Source organism: Spirochaetota bacterium (assembly GCA_017999915.1).
In the GTDB taxonomy this organism is placed as follows: Bacteria; Spirochaetota; UBA4802; order UBA4802; family UBA5550; genus RBG-16-49-21.
This window is the reverse complement of record JAGNKX010000011.1, coordinates 1-21,120: the sequence shown is the minus strand read 5'-3', so window position 1 is coordinate 21,120 and position 21,120 is coordinate 1. Positions and strand designations below refer to the sequence as shown.

Annotated in this window: 21 protein-coding genes; 8 read left to right on the top strand and 13 right to left on the bottom strand. The window is 57.6% G+C overall.

Annotated elements, in window-relative coordinates; all coding sequences use genetic code 11:
- From KA369_15820 to KA369_15805, 4 genes are all read right to left on the bottom strand, one after another.
- Complete coding sequence (locus tag KA369_15820) at positions 1 to 1,566, bottom strand: hypothetical protein (protein ID MBP7737449.1); 1,566 nt, start codon at positions 1,564 to 1,566, stop codon at positions 1 to 3.
- A gap of 187 nt (positions 1,567 to 1,753) precedes the next feature.
- Positions 1,754 to 2,140, bottom strand: coding sequence for a hypothetical protein (locus tag KA369_15815; protein MBP7737448.1), 387 nt, complete (start codon positions 2,138 to 2,140; stop codon positions 1,754 to 1,756).
- A gap of 12 nt (positions 2,141 to 2,152) precedes the next feature.
- A complete protein-coding gene (locus KA369_15810) occupies positions 2,153 to 3,007 on the bottom strand; it encodes a type 1 glutamine amidotransferase (GenBank protein ID MBP7737447.1) in 855 nt (284 codons plus the stop codon).
- A 29-nt stretch (positions 3,008 to 3,036) separates the two neighbouring features.
- Entirely contained in the window at positions 3,037 to 3,789 is a 753-nt protein-coding gene (locus tag KA369_15805) for an HAD family hydrolase (GenBank protein ID MBP7737446.1), read from the bottom strand.
- 211 nt (positions 3,790 to 4,000) lie between these two features.
- Between KA369_15805 and KA369_15800 the strand changes: the two genes are divergently transcribed.
- Both KA369_15800 and KA369_15795 read left to right on the top strand, forming a co-directional pair.
- Positions 4,001 to 4,519, top strand: a complete 519-nt coding sequence (locus tag KA369_15800) for a hypothetical protein (GenBank protein ID MBP7737445.1) — start codon at positions 4,001 to 4,003, stop codon at positions 4,517 to 4,519.
- Entirely contained in the window at positions 4,516 to 4,695 is a 180-nt protein-coding gene (locus KA369_15795; protein MBP7737444.1) for a hypothetical protein, read from the top strand. Before KA369_15800 ends, KA369_15795 begins: the two co-directional genes overlap by 4 nt.
- 3 nt (positions 4,696 to 4,698) lie before the next feature.
- Here KA369_15795 and KA369_15790 read toward each other — a convergent pair whose 3' ends face one another.
- The 7 genes from KA369_15790 to KA369_15760 form a co-directional block, all read right to left on the bottom strand.
- Complete coding sequence (locus KA369_15790) at positions 4,699 to 5,190, bottom strand: metallophosphoesterase family protein (GenBank protein ID MBP7737443.1); 492 nt, start codon at positions 5,188 to 5,190, stop codon at positions 4,699 to 4,701.
- 3 nt (positions 5,191 to 5,193) lie between these two features.
- Positions 5,194 to 7,131 (bottom strand): methionine--tRNA ligase, encoded by a 1,938-nt coding sequence (gene metG, locus KA369_15785; GenBank protein ID MBP7737442.1) that lies wholly within the window; start codon positions 7,129 to 7,131, stop codon positions 5,194 to 5,196.
- A gap of 174 nt (positions 7,132 to 7,305) precedes the next feature.
- The gene (locus tag KA369_15780; GenBank protein ID MBP7737441.1) at positions 7,306 to 8,181 is read right to left on the bottom strand and encodes a stage 0 sporulation protein; all 876 of its coding nucleotides are present in this window, start codon (positions 8,179 to 8,181) and stop codon (positions 7,306 to 7,308) included.
- A gap of 36 nt (positions 8,182 to 8,217) precedes the next feature.
- On the bottom strand, positions 8,218 to 9,219 hold the full coding sequence (locus KA369_15775; protein ID MBP7737440.1) for a hypothetical protein: 1,002 nt from the start codon (positions 9,217 to 9,219) through the stop codon (positions 8,218 to 8,220).
- Between the two features lie 12 nt (positions 9,220 to 9,231).
- Complete coding sequence (locus tag KA369_15770; protein MBP7737439.1) at positions 9,232 to 9,678, bottom strand: DUF327 family protein; 447 nt, start codon at positions 9,676 to 9,678, stop codon at positions 9,232 to 9,234.
- Positions 9,675 to 10,040, bottom strand: coding sequence for a polymer-forming cytoskeletal protein (locus KA369_15765; GenBank protein MBP7737438.1), 366 nt, complete (start codon positions 10,038 to 10,040; stop codon positions 9,675 to 9,677). Before KA369_15765 ends, KA369_15770 begins: the two co-directional genes overlap by 4 nt.
- Positions 10,041 to 10,377: 337 nt before the next feature.
- Entirely contained in the window at positions 10,378 to 12,477 is a 2,100-nt protein-coding gene (locus KA369_15760) for a neutral/alkaline ceramidase (protein ID MBP7737437.1), read from the bottom strand.
- 506 nt (positions 12,478 to 12,983) lie between these two features.
- Between KA369_15760 and KA369_15755 the strand changes: the two genes are divergently transcribed.
- From KA369_15755 to KA369_15740, 4 genes are all read left to right on the top strand, one after another.
- Positions 12,984 to 13,385 (top strand): hypothetical protein, encoded by a 402-nt coding sequence (locus KA369_15755; GenBank protein MBP7737436.1) that lies wholly within the window; start codon positions 12,984 to 12,986, stop codon positions 13,383 to 13,385.
- 62 nt (positions 13,386 to 13,447) lie between these two features.
- On the top strand, positions 13,448 to 14,287 hold the full coding sequence (locus KA369_15750) for a sugar phosphate isomerase/epimerase (GenBank protein MBP7737435.1): 840 nt from the start codon (positions 13,448 to 13,450) through the stop codon (positions 14,285 to 14,287).
- Positions 14,288 to 14,437: 150 nt separating this feature from the next.
- Positions 14,438 to 15,622, top strand: coding sequence for a Gfo/Idh/MocA family oxidoreductase (locus KA369_15745; GenBank protein MBP7737434.1), 1,185 nt, complete (start codon positions 14,438 to 14,440; stop codon positions 15,620 to 15,622).
- A gap of 85 nt (positions 15,623 to 15,707) precedes the next feature.
- Entirely contained in the window at positions 15,708 to 17,093 is a 1,386-nt protein-coding gene (locus KA369_15740; protein ID MBP7737433.1) for an MFS transporter, read from the top strand.
- Between the two features lie 63 nt (positions 17,094 to 17,156).
- Here KA369_15740 and KA369_15735 read toward each other — a convergent pair whose 3' ends face one another.
- Positions 17,157 to 17,534 carry a hypothetical protein gene (locus tag KA369_15735; GenBank protein ID MBP7737432.1) on the bottom strand — a complete coding sequence of 126 codons (378 nt, stop codon included), beginning with the start codon at positions 17,532 to 17,534 and terminating at the stop codon, positions 17,157 to 17,159.
- A gap of 147 nt (positions 17,535 to 17,681) precedes the next feature.
- On the opposite strand from KA369_15735, the gene KA369_15730 reads away from it, so the two are divergent.
- Both KA369_15730 and KA369_15725 read left to right on the top strand, forming a co-directional pair.
- Positions 17,682 to 18,722, top strand: coding sequence for an alpha/beta hydrolase (locus KA369_15730; GenBank protein ID MBP7737431.1), 1,041 nt, complete (start codon positions 17,682 to 17,684; stop codon positions 18,720 to 18,722).
- 279 nt (positions 18,723 to 19,001) lie between these two features.
- Positions 19,002 to 19,760, top strand: a complete 759-nt coding sequence (locus KA369_15725) for a hypothetical protein (GenBank protein MBP7737430.1) — start codon at positions 19,002 to 19,004, stop codon at positions 19,758 to 19,760.
- 1 nt (position 19,761) lies between these two features.
- On the opposite strand, the gene KA369_15720 is transcribed toward KA369_15725, so the two are convergent.
- Complete coding sequence (locus tag KA369_15720; protein MBP7737429.1) at positions 19,762 to 20,841, bottom strand: NAD-dependent epimerase/dehydratase family protein; 1,080 nt, start codon at positions 20,839 to 20,841, stop codon at positions 19,762 to 19,764.
- Positions 20,842 to 21,120 lie beyond the last annotated feature (279 nt).

The window sequence follows — 21,120 nt, the reverse complement described above, 5'->3', positions numbered from 1 at the left end:
CTAGTCACAAAACAATCCCAGCGTAAGGTCCGTCCCGTCCCACGCCGTTCCGGCGGGCCATATCGTGCCATAATTCTTCCGGTAGTAGTCCCAGGCGTTTTCGACGAAATGGGACCAGCACCGAGTCCAGGCCCCTGTGCCGTTGACGGCAAGCTCCACGGCCATGTACCGGTCCATGTAGTCAAAGATGACATCGTGGTTCCAGTTGGCCTTCTGGTTCATGATCAGAGCAGAAAGGAGAAAACCTCCCCAGGCGTGGGCGGTGCAGCACTGGCGGTACACCGCTTCCCAGTTCTTGTTGTCCGCGTTGGGCTCCGCCTGATGGACAATGCCCCATTCCGGCAGGCCCTCATCCGTGGACGAGTATTCCAGCTCGCAGGCGCGCTCGTCCGGATGATGGTCCCGGGCGATATCACCGGCCGTGATGTAGAAGGTCTGGTCGTCCTCGCCGAAGTGCACATGGTCCGTTCCGGTGAAATCACCGCTCCGCGCTCCGATATCCGCCATAAGGTCCGCTATCCCTGGACCTCCGAATTCGGAACCTCCGAGCATGAGCCCCGCGAACATGATCGGCCATTTCCTGCCGCTGGCGTGGCCGCCGTTGTTGGGCCAGTTCTCCTCGCCGCCGTCCAGGACTATGCCGTAGAGGTCTATGCCGAGCTGGACATATCGTATCAGGAGCGTGCGTTTTTGTTCAAGAGTAAAATCCAGGTGGAGCATCAGCGCCCCTTCGCCCACCTCAGAAGCGATCTCCCTGCCGTAGTTGGGCATGTTTCCCGTGGGATGGATGTAGCCGCCGACCCAGCCGGGGACGTGGTCGAGCCAGGGCCGTTCAAAATAACGCTCGATATCCGCCATGGCCGGGACCCCCTGTATGACGGATCGGTCCAGGCTTTTAAGAATGGTCGGGTTTGCCAGAATCGTAGAATCCAGGTCTGATTCGTTGAAACGAGGCGTCTTGTCGCTGCCGCAGTAGGGGGGCCTGAAGCTCCCTTCCGGGGGCGGCGCGTTCACAACGGTGAGAATGGCGGCGCCGTCGAGCTGGGACCGGGCCCCGGGTTCCGGGCCGCTGATGGCCGATACAAGAGACGAGCCGGGCCGCATTACCAGCGGATTACCGGCTGAGATGTAGGCCCCGCCGGGCATGGCCGCATTCAGGGCGGCGTCGAAATAGGGCCCGTACTGGCCGTAGGTGGCGCTGTCGTAGCCCTGGGTGGAGCCGTTCTTCGGCGAGGGATTGACCATCGACCCGTTCAATACGCGGCCCGTCCTCGACCTGTAGGATATGGGATCTATGTAGATGATGTTCACCGGGCCCACCACCCAGTAATCGCCGTTGGCGTACTGACCGTAGTCGGCGCCGGCTGCCAGGGTCCTGTCGAAATACCAGGTGACTCCGAACTGCGACAGCGTGAAGGCGCCCGCGGGGGGGCCGGGCGGGATCACTTCCATGCTGAGGCCCAGCATTATTTTTTTTAAGGATGAATTCGTGTCAAAACTGTCGCATGATGACAGGGTTGTGCCGAGCACTGCCAGCGCTATCATCAGAAAGAATAATCTGCCCATGATGTCTCCTGGAAAGTACGAATCCCCCTCCCTTGATGGGAGGGGACAGGGGAGGGTGTAAGTCATCAATCCCGCCCCGGCAACCGTCGTTGACCGGATGGTCCCCGAGTTCAGTCGAGGGGCGCTTCGCTTCGCTCGCGGCGGCTTCTGATCCGTTATTCCCTCGTGTTACCCTTCTTTCTTTATATCAAAACGCCCCGAGCTGGCATGATGTTATCTTTATGCCCAGCTTCTCGCAGGCGGCGGAGACATCCATCTTGGCCACCTTGAGTTTCTTCGCAATGGCCCAGGCGTCGGCGCAGGGGAGCCGGCCCTCTTTCAGGCACGCCGTTATCTCCTTTTTCATCTCTTCCGATACGGATTCCGCGGGCTTCACGACCTTCTTCTCCGGCTTGTACCCGAAGAGCCCCAGCTGGCATTTTATGATTTCAATTCCCATGTCGTCAAGGGCGCGTCCCACCTCCAGGGTGTCCACCGACAGTTCGCCGGCTATGGCGAATGAGGCGGCGCAGGAAATGGTGCCCGCTATGGCCTTCCCCTTGATGGCTTCAATCAATTGCTCTTTCGTTGTCATGGCTCCTCCCTGTCACTTCTTTCCTATAATGAGCGTGTCAATCCAGTTCTTGAACTCGCATTGGCGGATCTCCGCCAAGAGTATATCGTCGTCGATGCCGAGCTGCCAGCGGAGCTCCTTCCGCCGCGGCTCCGCGCTCAGCGCTTCCAGGCGGTCGACGTATTCCTGGAAGTCGTCGTGGCCCCTGAAGAACCCGAGCTCCGTGAGCTTTTTCTCCCGCGCCACCATGAGGCGCGCCATCTCGTGGAGGTCGTACTCCGGGTGGTACTGGAGCCCCCAGAACACGCCCTTCTTGTGCCTGATCTCGGCGGCCTGGACATGGGAGAAGTCGTTTCCCGCCAGGAGTACCGATCCCTCCGGCAGGCGGGTCACCTCGTCGTCGTGGCTCACGAAGTGGTCGTACACCTCCGGCTTTCCCTTCATCATGGGGTGCTTCTTCCCCGCCTCGGTGAGGCGGATCTTCCTGCCGATGCCCATCTCGCGCCCCTTCGGGTTCGCCTTGACCTCGCCACCGGCCACGAAGGCCGGGAGCTGTATCCCCCAGCAGGTGCCGAACTGCGGGAGGCCAGCCTCGAAGGCCCTGTCGCAGAGGGCCAGCATCGGCTTCACCCGCTCGTCGTCGGTGTGGTACACGGTGAGGTTGCACCCGGGCCAGAGCACGCCGTCGTAGGCGCCGAGCTCCGCAATCGACGGGATGGTCACGCCGGGGTCGCTGGTGTGGATCAGGTCGCAGGCCGCGCCGGGCAGGTAGCGCAGCGCCATCTCCTCGTAGAGCCTGCCGGCGTACTTCATGCCCGCCGCGTCGAATTCCTCGCGGCTCGGCTTCGGGTACCCGTCGATGATGAGCAAGCGGTGTTTCTGTGCCATGGGGCTCTCCTCGGTATGGTATGATAATGTTATTTCAGACTCGCTATAACGGCCGGGAGCTCGCCGAAGTCGCGGAAGATGGCGTCGGCCCCTGTGCTGCCGCTGCCGCGGTCGATGATGGCCGTGCAGAGGACCGCCCGCGCGCCGACCCTGTGAGGCCCTTCGACATCGTTATGCTCGCGGTCGCCCACGTGGACCATCTCCGCGGGCTTGATCCCGAACGATACGGCCGCGGCCATGAACACCGATGGGTCGGGCTTGGACCGGCCCGCCTCGTCGGAGAAGACAAAGACGTCGAAGAACCCCAGGAGGCCCGCGTCGGAGAGGATCTGCCGAAGGGCCCTGCCCGGGGTGAAGATGGCGTCCGATATGACGCCGAGCTTGTACGTGCCGTGGAGCTCCTTCAGGGCCTCCTTCGCGCCGGGAACGATGTCCGGCCGTATCTCCAGCTCCATCTCCTCGTGGAGCCGCACCAGCTCCGCGAACTCCATCTCCGGGAGCTCGCGGCCCACGCCCCTGAGGACGATGGATAGCCGCTCCGCCACGGTCCAGGTGACGTGGTGCTCCTTCCATACCTTGCTGAAGGCCGCGTCCGCAGTGTCGTAGGCGCGCTCCACCTGGTCGCGGGAGATCGAGTGGTGGCGCGCCAGGTACTGGTGGACCAGCTCCCGCCGCTCCTCTTTCTTCGTGGGCTTCCCCGCCGCTTTGCGCTTCGGCTCGTCCGAGTCGTCGCAGATGATGGTGTCCCACAGGTCGAAGGTGATGGCCTTGATCGGTGCCATGGCGTCTCCGTAAATAAATTTTCGTTTTGCTGATGCCCAATCCTATCCCTGTCAGGGGAAATGTAAATGAAATTTCATGGGGCCGGTTAAAATTTCCATTTGCCGTATATTAAGGCTCAAGAGCAGCGCCTTGGCGATTTATCGTTGACAGGCGCCCGGCGGGCCCTTTATCATCGTGATACCGGCTGGAAAGCCGGCACGGCGGAAGGGGATGTTTAGCAAGAAGAACAACTATCTGAAAGAGATCATCACGACGCTGAACGAGAACAACGTCGATTTCATCATCTGCGGCGGCGTGGCCCTGGTGCTCCACGGTGTGGAGCGAATGACCATGGACCTGGACCTGTCCGTCGGCATGGAGGGGGACAACATGGCGCGGTTCCTCCGCGCCATGAAGAGGCTGGGCCTGACGCCCCGGGCCCCGGTGCCGGCTGAATCCCTCCTGGATGAAGAGAAGCGGGCGGCCATGATCAGCGAGAAGAATGCCCTGGTTTTTTCCTTCATTGACACAAAGAATCCCTTCAGGCAGGTGGACGTGTTCATGACAGACCGCTTTTCCTACGAAAAGCTGAAGGACCACGTGGAAACCATGTCGGTGGGCTCCATGAATATAAAGCTCGTGACCAAGAAAAAGCTCCTGGAAATGAAGAAAGCGATCAATCCGCCCAGGGACAAGGACCTGTTCGACATACGGCTCCTTGAAAAGATAATCGAGAAGGGAAGGGAATGAAGGTTAGGAGAGACGGCAGCGCGGACATGGAGGAATTCAGAAGGCTCCTCGGCAAGGCCTCGCCCACCGACTTCGACGGCCACACGGACTTCGACCGCCTTACCCCGGAGCAGCGCCTCCTGTGGCTGTCCCAGTGCGCCGAATTTTTCACCGAGGCCAAGCCTCCCAATCGGTGACGCCTATTCCGCCTCCACCAGTATCCGCTCGACCCTGCCTGTTTCAGTGTCCAGTATCGCGACGGTGAACTCATCCGCCCCGTAGAGGGCGCCGGGATTGATGACCCTGGTCGTGCCCGCCATGTAGTTTTCGAAGATATGCGTGTGCCCCTTGATCACGTACTGGTATTCCCCGGAGGCCACGGCCTGGCGGAAGAGGGGCACGTCGTTGCCGTGAAAGAGGATGATCTTCCTGCCGCCCTCCTCGAACACGCAGCTCTCCTCGATGGGCCCGAAGCCGAGCCTGGCCGCCTCGGCGTTCAGGGCCTCGCTGTCGATGTCGCCGTTCCCCAGGACGAAGCGGGGCGTGAACCCGGTGAAGAGGGAGAGCATCTTCGGCGAGGTGATGTCGCCGGCATGGACCACGTGGGTGATGCCGCTGCCGCGCAGCATGTCCAGGGCGCGGCGCGTCACGTCGATGTTGTTGTGCGTGTCCGATAGGATCCCGAGTTTCATGCCCTATCCCAGTTTCGCCCCCGCCGGTATGGAGTCGTCTATCTCGATGAGGACCGGCTGGTCCGATCCGGGGGCCTTCGCCGCCAGGAGCATGCCGTTGGAGGTGCGCTTGAAGATGGTGGCGGGCTTCAGGTTCGCCACCAGGAGTATCTTCTTTCCCGGGAGGGCCGCAGGGTCATACCACCTGGCGATGCCTGCTATGATGATCCGCTCGTCAAGGCCCGAGTCTATTTTCAGCTCCAGGAGCTTGTCCGAGCCCTCGATCCGCTCGGCGGTGAGGATCTTCGCCACCCTGATGTCCACCTTCGCGAATTCGGATATATCAACCAGTCCTTCGGCGTTCACTGTCATCGGTTTTTCTCCTTTCTTTTTCGTTTCGGCTTTCTTCACCTCGCCGGCGTCGGCCGCCGTCTTTTCCAGGCGCGGGAAGAGTATCCCGAGCTGCCCCACGGTCCGGCCGGCGTCCAGGAGGGTGAAGCTCCCCAGGCTCTCGATGTCGCGCGGCTTTTTCTCCGCGCCGAGGGCCGCGATGATGGCCGCGCTTGAGCTCGCCAGGGCCGGCGACAGGAGCACGGCGATGGCGTAGATCGCCTCCATCAGGTTCCGCATCACGGACGAGAGAAGGGCCGTATTGTTATCCTTCGCCAGCTGCCACGGCTTGTTCGTGTCTATGTACTTGTTCAGGTAGCGGATGAACTCCCAGAGCTTCTCCAGGCCCGCGCTCGTCTGGAACTTCCGGGCGAAGGCTATGTAGTCCGCCGACGCGCCCTTGAACCGGGCGGCCAGGTCGCCGCGCTCCGCCGGCTCCGCCGGGTCGAAGGCCGGCATAGCGCCGTTGAAGAACTTGCCCAGCATGTTGACGGTGCGGTTCACCAGGTTCCCCCAGTCGTTGGCCAGGTCGAAGTTGATCCGGTCGATGATGACGTCCTCGCTGAACTTCGCGTCGTTGCCGAAGCTCATCTCGCGGAGGAAGAAATAGCGCATCTGGTCGTTGCCGTAGCGGTCGGCCAGGGCCTTCGGCGTCACCACGTTGCCCAGGCTCTTGGACATCTTCGTGTCCTGCATGTTCCAGTAGCCGTGGACGTTCAGGTGCCGGTACGGCTCGATCCCCGCGGATTTCAGCATGGTGGGCCAGAACACGCCGTGGGGCTTCACGATGTCCTTGGCGATGATGTGGTTCACGACCGGCCAGTATCTGGCGAACTTGTCGCCGTCGGGGTAGCCGATGGCGCTGATATAGTTTATGAGGGCGTCGAACCAGACGTAGGTCACGTAGTTTTCATCGAAGGGAAGGGTGATCCCCCACTGGAGGCGCGACTTGGGCCGGGAGATGCACAGGTCCTCCAGGGACTCGCTCTTCAGCAGGGCCATCACCTCGTTCCGGTACCGCTCCGGCCGGATGAAGTCCGGGTTATTCTCGATGTGGCCGATGAGCCAGTCCTGGTACTTGCTCATCTTGAAGAAGTAGTTCTTCTCCTCGATGAAGTCGAGCTTCCGGTCGTGGTCCGGGCACTTGCCGTCCACCATCTCCTTCTCGGTGAAGAAGCGCTCGCAGCCGACGCAGTAGAACCCGCCGTAGCTGCCGAAGTAGATGTCGCCGGCGTCGTAGACCTTCTGGAGGATGCGCTGGACCACCTCGACGTGGCGCTTCTCCGTGGTGCGGATGAAGTCGTTGAAGCCGATGCCCAGGTCGGTCCAGGTTGAGCGGAAGAGGCCGCTGATGCGGTCCGCGTATTCCTGGGGCGTGGTGCCGTGGGTCTTCGCGGCCTGGTCGATCTTGTCGCCGTGCTCGTCCGTGCCGGTGAGGAAATAGGAGTCATAGCCGAGGAGCGCGTGGAGGCGGCTCATGTAGTCGGCCAGGACCGTGGTGTAGGCGTGGCCGATGTGCGGCTCCGCGTTGACGTAGTAAATGGGCGTGGTGACGTAGAATGTGTCTTTCATTGGAATTGTTCCTTGTAGTTCCCCTCACCCGTCCCGATGAATCGGGACACCCTCTCCCATTAAGCCCGGGAAAAAGGAGAGGGTTTCCGTCGTATGCGGGTTCATCCTGCTGCTCCCCCTCTCCTTTCTTCAGTTATAAATGGGAGAGGGGGCGGGGGGTGAGGGTATATATCCTTACAGCGAATACGTGTCTTCTTCGTGGTTGTCGTCCTCGGCGTTCTCTATCTTGGTCACGATCTCTTTCTTGAGGATGTAGGTCTTGCCGTTGATCTCGAGATCGCCCTTGAAGATCTCCACGGTCCGGTCCTTGTGGCGCATGCGGATCGACTCCTTCAGGGTGTCGACGTTGGTGACGGTGTAGGTCGTATCGCCCGCCTGGATCTGTGCGCCCGGGTCCGGCATGTCCTTGTTGATCTCCTTGTAGAGCTTGTACTCGTACCCGAGGCAGCAGAGGAGGCGGCCGCACATCCCGGAGATCTTCAGGGAGTTCAGGTTCAGGTTCTGCTCCTTCGCCATCTTGATGGATACCGGCTCGAACTCCTCGCTCTGGTGGACGCAGCAGAGCTGCTTGCCGCAGGGGCCGTAGCCCCCGACCAGGCGCGCCTCGTCGCGCACGCCGATCTGCCGCATCTCGATGCGCGTCCTGAAAATGGAGGCCAGCTCCCGCACCAGCTCGCGGAAATCGATGCGGTTCTCCGCCACGAAATAGAAGATGATCTTCGTGCGGTCGAAGAGGCACTTCACCGAGATGAGCTTCATGTCGAGCTTCTTGGCCTTAGCCTTTTCCCGGCACTTGTCGAAGGCGTTCTTCTCGATGGCCGCGATCTCGGGGATCTGCTTCAGGTCGTCCTGGGTCGTAAGGCGCAGGAGCCTCCCCTTCACCTCGACGCCGGCGTTGTTTGACGCTTTCCGGCACTTGAACACGTTGCCGATGTCGATGCCGTGCTCCGTCTCGACGACGCAGAGCGCGTTCTGGTTAACGAAGAGGTGGTTCGTGTCGACGTATTGTATCTGATAGCTGTTTCGCAGTTTTACCGCTGATATTTCCATGGTGGTTCCTGTTTGCTTGCGTACGGGGCGCCTCTTTTATTCAGCCCGGTCGAGGCGCGGCAGGCCGAGCTCGTCGACGCTGTCAATGGCATAGACCATTCCCTTCAAAGCGCCGCGGATGTTCAGATTATTGGCAAGTCCTTTTCTCAGGGCAAGCAGAATTTTTATTAATTTGACCAACTTTTGCCTGTCGTCGATCCGCAGCTTCTCTATAAACGGGTCCAGGGGGCTCCCGCCGATGTCCGCCGCGAGTATGGCCCGGTAGGCGTTGACCATGACCGTGAGGACCTGGTCCAGGGCCGCCTTTTTCTGGATGGCGGCCATGTCAAGGCCGAGGCCCTCCCCCCGGTTCACGCAGGCGGATATCTCGCCGCAGAGCGTCCCGATGCCGCCGAGTACCGCGTCATCGGAAAGAAGGAGCGCCAATTCCACCGAGCCGCCGGAGAGCTCGGCCGCGAGGCCGCTTTCCGCCGGCGCTTCGCCCGAGGCCTCCAGGACCTGCCGCACCTCGCCGCCGCTCAGGGGGTTGAAGGAGAGCTCCATGCACCGGGAGAGGATCGTCGGCAGGATAAGGGACTTGTTCGCGGTGATGATTATGATATGGGCCCCTTCCTGGGGCTCCTCGATGGTCTTCAGGAGGGCGTTCTGGCCGCCGATGGATATGTTCTCCGCGCCGTCGATGAGGACGCCATAGGTCCCGGACACGGTTTTCTTCGAGAGGCGGTCGATGAGCCACCGCACGGTGCCGGCCTCGTTCCGGTCGGCGCCGCCGATGGGGATGGTCCCCTTTTCATCCGGGAGGAGCTCGATCATGTCCGGGAAGGTTCCCCCGGCGATCTGGACGCAGGACGGGCACGCCAGGCAGGGAGGGTCGCCGGCGCCGCAGAAGAGCGCCGCCAGGAGACGCCGCGCGATGAGCTTCTTGCCGATGCCTGACCTGCCTGAGAAGAGCATCGCGGCGGGCACGCCGCGCCTTGCCCGGAGGAGCTCCAGGATGTTCAGCTGACGGGTATGACCGATGATGCCGAGGGTGTTCATGGGGCGCGAAGCTTAGTAGACCAGGTCCAGTATCAACCCGCGGATTTCTTCGATGGTTTTCAGGAGATTGAAGGCCTTGTTCTGTCTGGTGATGGCGTTGGTGAGGTCCAGGAGCCTGGTATTGATCTTCTCGATGATGACGTAATCGCCCCAGTTCTTCTTCTTGCGCTTCAGGGTCTTTTCCTGCAGTCCCTCGGCGAGGATCTGCTTGATGATCTTCTGCACCAGGGCCTTGTAGCGGAGCAGGTCGTATTCGGACTGCGTATCGAGGAAGCGCTTTTCCTGGTCTTTCAGGTCCTCCATGAGCTCGTCGATGGTGCCGTCGATATCGATGGCCATGGTCTTCTGCAGCTCAGAGGAGAAGGTCTTGCTCCCGTGCTTCACGGAGGAGAGCTTTCCCTTCTTGGTGATCTTTTCCTTTTCGTCTTTTCGGGCGCGCGCCCCGGTGATCTCGATCATTGCATTTCTTCCGGCCGCTTGTTGATGGTGCAGGTGCCCTCGAACTTCACCCCGTCCTCCATGATGAGGCTCGGCGTGATGATGGTGCCGTTGATGACCCCCGTCGACAGAAAGATGACCCGCTCGGTGGCGAAGATGTTGCCCCGGACCGTGCCGCCCACGACGACCAGGCGCGCCTTGATGTCCGTGATGGCCTCGCCGGTCTGGCCGATGAGGACCTTGCCGTCCGTCTCGATGGTGCCCTGGAAGTGGCCGTCGATCCTGAGGAGGCCGTTGATATTGAACTCGCCCTTGAAGTTGGAGCCTTCGCCGATGATGCTGTTGACGATATTATCTTCAGCTAATTTTGCGTTTCGTGCCATGGTTCTTCTGTTCTCTCGTGTCAGGGAGGTCCGGTGCCTCCGCGGTTTCTTTGACAAGACATTATTCATAATTAATGGATGATGGCAAGTACATTTTTTCGGGTTGCCGGGCCCTCCGCGATGAGAATTCCCCCTCCTGTCCCCCCGCAGGGCTGCGTAGGAACTGATGTAGACCTTTCTCTATGATAGAGCTATTGCGTCACATCCTCACCGGCGGAGCCAGGACCGGGTGGATGCAGGAAAACACCATATGATCGCTTGATATCAAGTAAGTTATGTGCGGGCACAAAAAAGCGCCCCTGAGGGGCGCTTTCCTTTGAAGCTTTTGCAAAGCCTGTCAGTTAACCGTGAAGGTGCGCGAGGTGCCGGTATAGGATGAAATTGCCCCGGTCCATCCCGACTTCCAGTTGCCGAAATGCCGGATCCGGTACTGCCCCGTGGCCGCATTGGCCGGAATCTTCCACCGGATAGTGACCTTGGAATTCGCCACGCCGTCGCGCTTCCACATGTAGCGGGTCTCGGGGTCCCAATCGTTAGCGACCGTCACCCACGACGAGCCGTTCTTGCGCTCCACATTCAGGAAGGTGTCCTGGATGCGCAGGTTGTTCTTGGGATGCCCGCCCCAGAATGTCACGCTGACCGTGCCGCCCCGGGTGTACGATGAAGATGCGTCTGAATACACGTCGCCGAAGCTCTTGAACAGCGGCTTGTCGTCGAAGACCACGCCCGTCTGCAGGGTGTTCTGCACGTTGCCGAGGTCCGGCGGTGTCGTGCCCGGCGCCACGTCGGCGCCGTTTTTCATGGCCGTGGCCAGGTTATTGAATATCTGCTGAAACGCCGCGAGGGTATAGGGACCGAACTGGGTCGATCCTCCCTCGTAGTGCTGGGTCGCGTATTCCTCGCGCGTGGTGACGTAGGAGGTGTAGGTATTGGCATGGGTGGATATGACCGCGCAGTTTATGCCCGAGCCGTTAAGCGCGGTGAGAACCGTTTCGCGCAGACGACGCCCCGCCATGGTCGTAACCTCGGCGGGCGCCGCGATGAGCGCCAGGTTTCCGATGCGGATGATCTGCATCGGCAGGGTCTGAGGCACCCAGGGATAGGGGGTCATCCTCCCCGCGGGGAGCAGGATGATCTTTTCGGCCTGGCACTCCTGGTCGCCGGGAACGAGCGTGAACGAAGGCCACGATCCGTCGCCCCAGGCCATTCCCTCGTGGGTCAGGTCGACGCCCTTGCCGTCCTCGGTGCTTCCCGCGATCTGGGGGAACCCGATGGCCGCATAGCAGGTTGTGTATCCCGAGGCCCCGGCATACGCTGAATCGACTGCGATGGAGGTGAAGTCGGCCCAGGTGTGGCGAAAGTCGATCGGGCCAGACAGGGCCTCGGTGGCCGAATTGTAGAGCTCGACTGCCTTGTTGTACTGCCTCTGGGCGATGATCTCCATATGTTCGAAATCCGATTCGCCGCCCTGGGGGTATCCCCAGTAGATGTTGGGGGATACGTCCCCGGAGTTCGTCTGCGCAAACGCCGCGGTGAAGGTCTTCGAGGATGAATAGTCCGTGTTCTTCATTTTCTCGAAATAGTATTCCGCGAGCCCTTTGTTGTCGCTGGAGATGAGGGTGTTGGTATTGCCCAGGCTCGTGGGGTGTACCGCGAACCAGTTGATCATGCCGAGCTCGTTGCCTGTCGACGCAGAGACTATCTTGAGCAGGGTCATGGTCTTATCCGTGGAGGAGCCGTAGCGGGCGCGTTCCGCGGCGGGATTGCTGTTGTATGCGTTGATCGAGCGGTTCCAGCCGCAGTCGTTGAGCTCGCCCCTGGCGACGAAAATATAGCCTGGCTCCAGGTTGCGATGCGCGCGTTTTATGGAGCTGAAGATGCCGTTGCAGATGGCGTCGAAGTTCTGCTTGTCAAACCCGAGTATGGAAAGATTGTAGGTGGCATAGTGTGAATATCCGCCGGGGCCGCTGTGGGTGTGGTTCCCCGAAAGAAGGATGTTTTTTTCATTATAATAAGGCGCGAGTTCCGGGTCATTCCTGACCATCTGCGTGACCTTGAGCTTCACGGACTGGAATATCATGCAGATGTCCGCGCTCACGATAACAACCCGCTTGTTCGTGTTCATGTCGCCGATGATGTAGGCCCTGGACCGGAGCCGCGTGTGAATGCCGGAGGTCTTCTGGTCGACCATGGAATATCCCATCATGCCGAGCTCTGCGGCTGGGCCGGTCACGTCGTATATGCCTGTGCCGACGATGTACTGCGTCGCGGATTGCACCGAGGCCTGGATGCTTGCCGCGGGTGTAACCGGGGTGAAAGCGGTCTGTTCGCTCCCGCTGATACCGAAGAGCGCCTTCATCTTGGAACCGGTATCTCCCTGGCAGGAGAAAACCATCATGGATACAATAAGAGCAATGATTAGCTTTGTAATTCTCATGTTTGGCTCCGAATCTTGGATTTATGTCAGGATCCATTTTATCTAATTTTAAGACCTCTGTCCATAACTTTTACAGTTGACATATGCCTTTTTATGCTTCAGATAAGACCTGTTATATCTATTGGGCCATTACCGATCTGGTCAGAGTTTCCTATATAATCAATGGGGACCTTTTAAAAGTAATTTTGAGAAGTCCTCATGAATTATAAAAGAGTAAAGCCGGACATTATTGTGTCCGGTATATATTTTTGTCTCCTTTAACAATCATTGTTCCCCCTGTAGCTGTTGTATTTTCCTGAGGACTGATCCAGATTGCGGCGCGTCCTATATAAGCCGGTTAATAACGATTAAATACCCTATTTAAGAATAATTACTGATATATTTATTAATTTTAAATTAGTTATTGACATGGAATTATTTTTGTGTTTATTATACATAATTATTGTATAATATGCAATAATCATTTTATATATTTTCTGACCAAAATTGAACCGGTGGAAAGCCTTATGGCTGTGTTCTCCCTTGCAAACGATTCGGTTGCCGTTATGGAGAAGATCATCATGGTCATGGGAAGGCCCAGTGGATTTGAAAAGGGCCATTTTTACGGCGAATACGCGAAGGTCGAATTTGAGGCATTTCAGGAGTATCAGCACAAACCCATGAAGCTCAAACTCAACAAAAAGTTCAACATCATTCCGGATATTTACACTCCTCAATTCCTTCCCAGAGGCAAAAAACACATCCTCTACTTCAGGCAGATGAAACACATTATCGACAGGATTGATAATAGAGCGGCAGGCAAACACGATCAGGGGGAACAATGGGCGGCAAGCATTAAGGATGCCATGATCGCGGTTGTATGGACGCTGGCCGCGTACCTATCGGCCGCGGAAGGAAGGGAGATATAAAGGGAGGAGCTGTTTAATAAGTAATAATAATGAAATGCAATTTACCATAGGAGGTATTTATCATGAGACTGGGCTTTTGCACAATGGGCTATCTTGATTACACGACACTGGAAGAAGCGGTGAGAAGAATCGGGAAGATAGGATATAAGGTCGTAGACATGTGGGCGTACAGTCCTCACCTCGGTCCCGATCTGTATGACGCCGGGGCACGCCGGAAGGTAATGGAAGTAATAAAGGATTCCGGGCTGGATGCGGTGGCGCTCTCAGTCAATGGGGGAGGGTTGGCGCTTCACATCAATTTTTCCCATTCCAATGAGAAAATCAGGAAGAAGTCAGTGGAATACTATATCGATTGCGTTGATATGGCCGCTGACATGAAAATTCCCATCGTCAATATGATCAGCGGCCACATGATACATGGAACATCGCGGGAACAGGCGTGGGAATGGAACCGTGAATGCATGGGTGAAGTCGTCGCACATGCCAAGGAAAAAGGCGTAATGATGGCGATTCACACCCTCACATGGTGCGAATCGCGCGTGGTGGTGACGCTGGACGACGCGCTTCAAATGATGCGTGAAATCAATTCGCCCAACTGCAAGGTAATGATAGATACGGCCGATCAAAACATCACCGATCCGAATCTTTCGGACGCGGTACGAAAGGCGGGAAAAGACCTTGTGTACGTCCATTGCAACGACAACGACGGCGTCGGCCAGGGCGACAATCACCAGCCTCCCGGACGCGGATCGGTCAACTGGAAAGCTTTTCTTTCCGCGCTCAAGGAAATAAAGTATAACGGCGATTTAACGGTACAGGTCCATACCGGATATCCGATCGATATTGATGCCTGGGCGATTGAATCGAAAGAGTACCTTAAGGCAATATTGCGGCAAATATAATCAGGGAGGGTAGTCTTGTGACTGCCCTCAATCGTTTAAAGCCGCACGAAATGAACCCGTGCCATGGAAGATGCACCGGCGTTATATTCGTTTTATGCAATGGAATTGCCTTGATAATAAAAGGATATAAAACGCCAGAGGATGGGAATTATGAAAAAAAGCGATAAAACAAGAATAGGTCTTATCGGCGCGGGGAATATTTGCCGTGTGGGCCATGGTCCCGCCATCAAGGCTGATGGCCGGGCATATATCGCGGCCATCAGCGATCCCGATCACCGCAACAGAAGCCTGTTCGCAAAAAAGTACCATGTGCAGGGAGTTTACGAGGACCACCGCACAATGCTCGAAAATGAAGAGCTGGACGCAGTCGTCATATCGTCGCCGCCATCACTCCACGCGGTACATGTTGAAGACAGCGCCAGAAAAGGCCTTCCGATCCTGTGCGAGAAGCCGATGGCGACGAATCTGAAGGACTGCCGTACCATACTTGAAGCCGGCAAAAAACAAAACGTCTATATCCTCATGGGCCATTGCAAGCGATTTGAACCGGGACATCAGAGAATCAGGGAGCTCTTGATGAACAATTCCCTTGGAAGGATCTTCCAGATAAGTATCTTCTGGTACTTTTTCATTCCCGATTTCACTGCCGGCCCGCTTGGAAAGATCGTTCAGAAACTGAAAAAATATGGATTCGACCTGGTGCGGGACTTCGGCTTCTGGAGGTACAGCGATGTAAGGGCGGGCGGAGGCGATTTTTTTGATCACGCGCCGCACTATTTGGATATTATCCGGTTCTACGGAATGGAAATTGAACAGGTTTCATGCGAAACGAAACGATGCTATCCGGAATCGCGCCCGTATGAGGATCTGGCGGTGGCCACCTTCAAGCTTTCCAACGGCGCGGTGCTTCTTTATGATAAGAACGTCATCCGCACCGGAAGTCCTTATGGGTTTGAACGGGGATATATTTACGGAGAAAAGGGGAAGATCGCCTTCAGGGCCGCCCATGCGTACAAGAAGCGCCGCTTAAAGGTGGGCGTTTACCGGCTTCTAAACATCCTCCATAACCATTACTATCCGGTCATATTTCCTTACAGCAGGAAGAAAACCATGTTTTACCGGCAAATGAAGTACTTTATCGATAATGTGCGTCATGAGAATACGATGAAAGACGGCATCAGCGGCCCATGGGGCGCGACGCCGGAAGACTCTTTCCTCACCATCGCGTGGACCCTCGCGTCGTACAAGTCTGCCAGGGAAGGGATCAAGATTACGCGCGATAATCTGTTTCGTGAAATAGAATCGTTCCAGACCGATCGTCCCCACGACTGGTAACCAAGGCCTTTTTTCGGGGCTTGATGTGGCGACATTGCAATCGCTGAGATCAACATTGGGGTATTAATAGGAAGGGAGCTAAGCCATGGGAAACACATTGTCCAAATTATCTCTCAAGACCAAACTCGGTTACGGGGTCTGCGACGTCGGCGGCAACCTCTTCTTCACGGTCACCGCGTTCGTGCTGATGAATTATCTCACCGACACGGTGGGGCTCGCTGCGGGTCTAGCGGGCACCGCCCTCATGATCGGCAGGATATGGGATGCCTTCTACGACCCCGTCATCGGGTACATATCAGACCGCACCAGGAGCACAATGGGGCGACGCAGGCCGTACCTACTCGCCGGCTCGATCCCCCTCTTCATAACCATGATATTCATGTTTCTCAATCCGGCGATGTTCATGGGAGGGGGCTGGCAGAGTGCCGCGAACCAGACTTTTCTTTTCATATGGGTGACGGTGATCTACATGCTGCTCTGCACCTCGTACTCGACGGTCAACATCCCCTACAACGCCATGGTGCCCGAGCTGACGCAGGACTTCCACGAGCGCACCAGCCTCAACGGGTTCCGCTTCGGGTTCGCGGCGATAGGAACGCTCCTGGGCGCCGGCGTGGCCCTTCCCCTCGTCGGGATGTTCGCGGACAAGACCGTCGGGTTCGCCGCCCTGGGCGCGATCTTCGGCGGCGCCATGATGATCACCGCTCTGCTGACCGTCATATTGGTACGGGAACCGGCGAAGCTTCGGCCCGCCGAATCGATGGGGATATTGAAAACCTACCGCACGGTCTTCAAAAACAAGCCGTACCTTCTTATCCTCCTTGCCTACGTGTTCCACATCATGGGCATAACCATTCTGAGCGGCATCGCCATCTATTATTTCAAGTACATACTCAATCACGTTGAAGGGACCAACATAGCGCTGCCAATTCTGATTATCACCGCGCTGACGATGATCCCGGTGAGCGTCATCCTGTCCAAAAAAATCGGTAAGAAGCTCGTCTACGCGATCGGCCTTCTCATTAAAGCTTTCGCGCTCATGATCATCTTCTTCTACGGCCATGTTCTCGGCATCAATTTCATGTACGGCATGATGTTTTTTACCGGGATCGGGTTCGGCTTCACCTATGCTATGCCCTTTGCGATAGTCCCTGACGCGATCGAGTACGATTACCTCAAAACCGGCGAGCGCCGGGAGGGAGCCTTCTACAGCATATGGACCTGGGGGTTTAAGATCGGCCAGGCCTTTGCCATTTTTGTCATGGGGTGGATCCTCAGCCTGTCCGGATACGTTGAGAACGTAGCACAGACGCCCTCTGCTCAGCTTGGCATCCGCCTTTTCCTCGGACCAATACCGGCAGCCATACTCGCCGCGGGCGCCCTTGTACTTTATTTTTATCCCATCAACGAGGAGAGATACCGGGATATTCTCCGGCAGATCAAGGAGATGGAAGAAAAAAAGCAGGTGTAGTAAATCCAGGAGATAAGTTCTTTCCCGCACCCGTGTTCACCGGGGGCGGGATCCTTCCCTTCGTCAAAGAGCTCGACCCGGCGGCCTCCAGGATGGAGGCCGTGCCTGCGAAAACAGGCATGTTGGAAGGCGGGCCTTCAGTTTCTCTCCGTACCTGGCCCATTCGGCCTGTTTCAGAAACTGTTCCGCCCTGTTGTAGGTGGTGTTGTATGACTTCGACGCCAGGTCGCGTATCCTTATGTCCGGGCTTGTTCCGGGGAGAGCGGTCCCCTCCAGTAGTTTCCCCCTGCCGAAGAGCCGCTCAAGGCACGAGGTCAGGTCCCTTTCCATGACGATGAGCTCACCGAAGGCGACGATCATACTCCGGAGCTTCGGCATTTCGCTCGACAGGGCCTTCAGAAAAATTTTAAAGCCCCTGTCCATAACTTTTACAGTTGACATATGCCTTTTTATGCTTCAGATAAGACCTGTTATATCTATTGGGCCATTACCGATCTGGTCAGAGTTTCCTATATAATAGTATAATTACTTATATCAAGGAGAAGGTCATGTTAAAAAAAATTATCAATCGTTATCGGATCGGTCATAGTGCTGGCGATCCTCGTGCTCGGCTATTTCTGGTACACCATGGGAAGGCCCCTTTACAGGCCGGGCATGGTGCGGAGCGGCGATAACCTCCGCGCACCCCTGGATCCTCCAAGGCAGACCGGCGGGGCCGAGTACTGGCTGGTGGAGAAGGACATCAGGCTGTATCATTTCTCGTCCGGGCAGGGGAAAAAAGTCCTGGTGGTGCACGGCGGGCCGGGATATCCCTTTGAGAAGCCCCTCGCCGCGCTCAAGGGCCTGAAGTACCGCTTCCACTATTACGACCAGCGGGGTTGCGGCAGGTCCACGAAGCCCTTTGACAGGTTCGCAGGCACGAACTACTTCGAGAACATGAAGACGCTGGAGCGGACCCTGGGCCTGGGTGCCCAGGTGGCGGACATCGAGAGAATACGAAGGATATTGAACGTGGAGAAGCTCACATTGGTGGGCCATTCCTTCGGGGCCTTCCTGTCGGTGCTCTACGCCGCCGAGTTCCCGGAGAGGGTTGAGGCGCTGGTGCTGGTCTCGCCGGCCACGGTGCTCCGCCTCCCCTCGGAATATGGGGATTTCTACAAGCGGATCGGCGACCTGCTGCCGCCGGCCATGCAGGGGGACTTCGGGAAATTCCTGGAACAATATATGGACTTCAGGAATATATTCTCAAGGAGCGAGGGGGAACTGAGCGCCCTGAACCTGGAGTTCATGAAATACTACGGCCCCGCAGCGAAGGCCGCGGGCATGCCGCTTCCCGCATTCAGAGGCCCCATGGGGACCAACGGCTGGATGACCTTCGGCATGTTCTTCAGCATGGGGAAAGAACATGACTACCGGGATGCCCTGCGGAACCTGTCCATTCCCGCCTTGGTGATCCACGGAGGGAAGGACATCCAGGACGAGAAGGGGAGCCGGGAGTACTGCGACATCCTGAAGAACTCGAAATTCGTCGTGATAAAAGATGCCGGTCACTTCGGGTTTTACGACCGGCCCGACGAATTCGCGAAACTCCTGGGAGATTTCCTGGATTCGGTCGATGCGAAAAAGTAACGGGTCTCATGAAATCCTCGGGGAGACCGTGAGCGGCACTGCGCGGCAGGACCGTTACGGCGCCGCAACCGGCCGGGTCCATTCATCCGCTATTCATTGGCACATCATGTCCCTTCCTGGTGACATGGCCTGTAACCGGTGCATTTAAGACCCCATGTGTCTCCTGGACCTTTACCTATCTGGTCGGAGTTTCCTAAATATAAATTATATTTGTAAAAAATCCTTTCGCATTGTATCATCATCCAGCGCATAAACCTGCCCTGTCCAAGGAGCTGCCCCATGAACGTGAAGATGCTGAATTGTATCACGGCATCAGCACTGCTGTTTGCTGTACTGTATCCTTTGTATTCAATCGCGGCCGGCAAAGAAGAAAAATGCCCCGCCAGGAGGCCGCTGACCGCCTCGGAAAAGAGCTCCCATGCCGCCGCCCTGCGGACGATCAGGGCCGCCCTGGCGCCGGCGCCGGAGGGGTGGATCAGGGAGGAGCCGATCGGTGGCGATCCGTCCTCGATCTGCGAGGACCCCGGCTTTCCCATGGAGTGGACCCTGTGTGTGACCTACTCCAATGAAAAAAAAGTACTGGAAAACATCAGGAATTTCGGCAGGGGCCCGTCGGCAGGCAAGGCCGCGAGGCTCGCGGCGGAGATGAGCGACGCGGCGGAGCGGGATGATTCCAAGAAGCTGCGGAAGCTCCAGGAGGAGCTGGACGCCCTTGGCGCAGTCCCGGCCGGCGCGTTGACGGCGCGGATCACGGTGAGAATCAATCCGGCCAAAACAGCGGGAAACATCCGGGGCGGCGATGAATTCCAGCTTCCCGGCGCGAAATACGCCTACCTGATGGAGGAAAAAAAGAAGAAGAGGCTGGTGCTCTACCTGGGACGGTGGAACAGGCGTGGCGAATTCTCCATTCTTCCTGAAGCCGTGAAGGACCGTTCCAATGTTTCGGCGCAGATGATGGAGATCATCATCGAGGGCGATGCGTCCGAGGACCTGGCGAGGGCGATGGACCTGAAGGCGCTCAACGCCCTCATGGAGTAGGTCAGACCGGGCCGTTGGCCCTGAAGTACGACACGGTCCTGGCGATGGCCTCCTCCTCGGTGTAGAGGGGGCGGTAACCAAGGTCACTGGCCGCCTTCTCGCTTTTGAATGTGAAATCCTTGCACACCATGTTCACGCTGGTCCTGCTGATCACCGGCGCCAGGCGGACAAAGGGCCTGCAGAGCCACGACGCGCCCTCGCAGAGCACTCCCAGTGCGTACATGACCGGCATCGGCACGCTCCGGCTCCGGGGCGGCATGGGGGAACCTATTCCCTCCAGTATCGGCTCCATGTAATCGAAGAAATTTTTCGCCTTGAAGTCCGTGATGAAGTATACGTTGCCCGAGGCGGCGCCGTCCTTTTCCATGAGCGATTTCCCCGCCAGCACGTGGGCGTGTGCCACGTTCCCCACGTACACGTGCTGGAACAAGGCCCTGCCGCTGCCGATGCGGAAGGCGAGCCTGCCGCTCTGGGCCATTTTCAGGCAGGAGCTTACATGGTACGGGTCCGCTTCGCCGAACATGCCGCAGGGCCGTATCACGCAGGTCTTCAGGGGCGGCGCCGAAGGGCGCTCCATGCCGTTGGCCCGGAGCACCTCCTGCTCCGCTATGGCCTTGGTCTCGGCGTAGGTCATGGTGAATTTTGCCGGATAGGGGATGGTTTCGTCGCCGTCGACGATGGCGCCGCCGTCGTAGATGACATCCATGGTGCTGGTGTACACGAGGCCCCGGGCCCCGCACCGGGCCGTGGCTGCTATGACATTGGCGGTGCCATTGACGTTGACGCCGTACAGGAAGGAGCGGGGACGCTGTCCCCAGTCGATGGCCGCCGCACAGTGGTACACGAGGTCGACGCCCCTGCAGGCGCGGTCCAGGTCCTCCGGCGACCGGATGTCGCCCTTCATGAAGATGACCCGGCCGTCATGGTCCCAGGAAGGGGGCTTTGAGTCAAGGATGCGGATGCGGTCCGGTGAAAGAGAGGCCCCGTCTTTTTTGAGGAGCTCCCCGACCAGGGCCCGTCCCAGGAAACCGGCGCCGCCGGTAATGAGGACCGCAAGGTTCGCTGATTTCTTTGTCGTCATATCGATCTCCGGCAAAATTCTTATCAACATCCCGTCCAGGAAAGGTTTTTTGTCAAGGAATTATGACCTCACCCGCTGTACTTCTCCCTCTTGGTAAGGCCTCACACGCACTTCGCGCGCCCTCTCCATCAAATGGAGAGGGGGTTAGGGGGTTGTATAAACCGGACAGATAGGTAACAGAATAAACCGGGCACATAGGTTACACATTATATTAGGGACATGGAGGAAAACCATGCCCTGGAGAATGGAGAAACCTATGGATCAAAAAATTAGAATGAT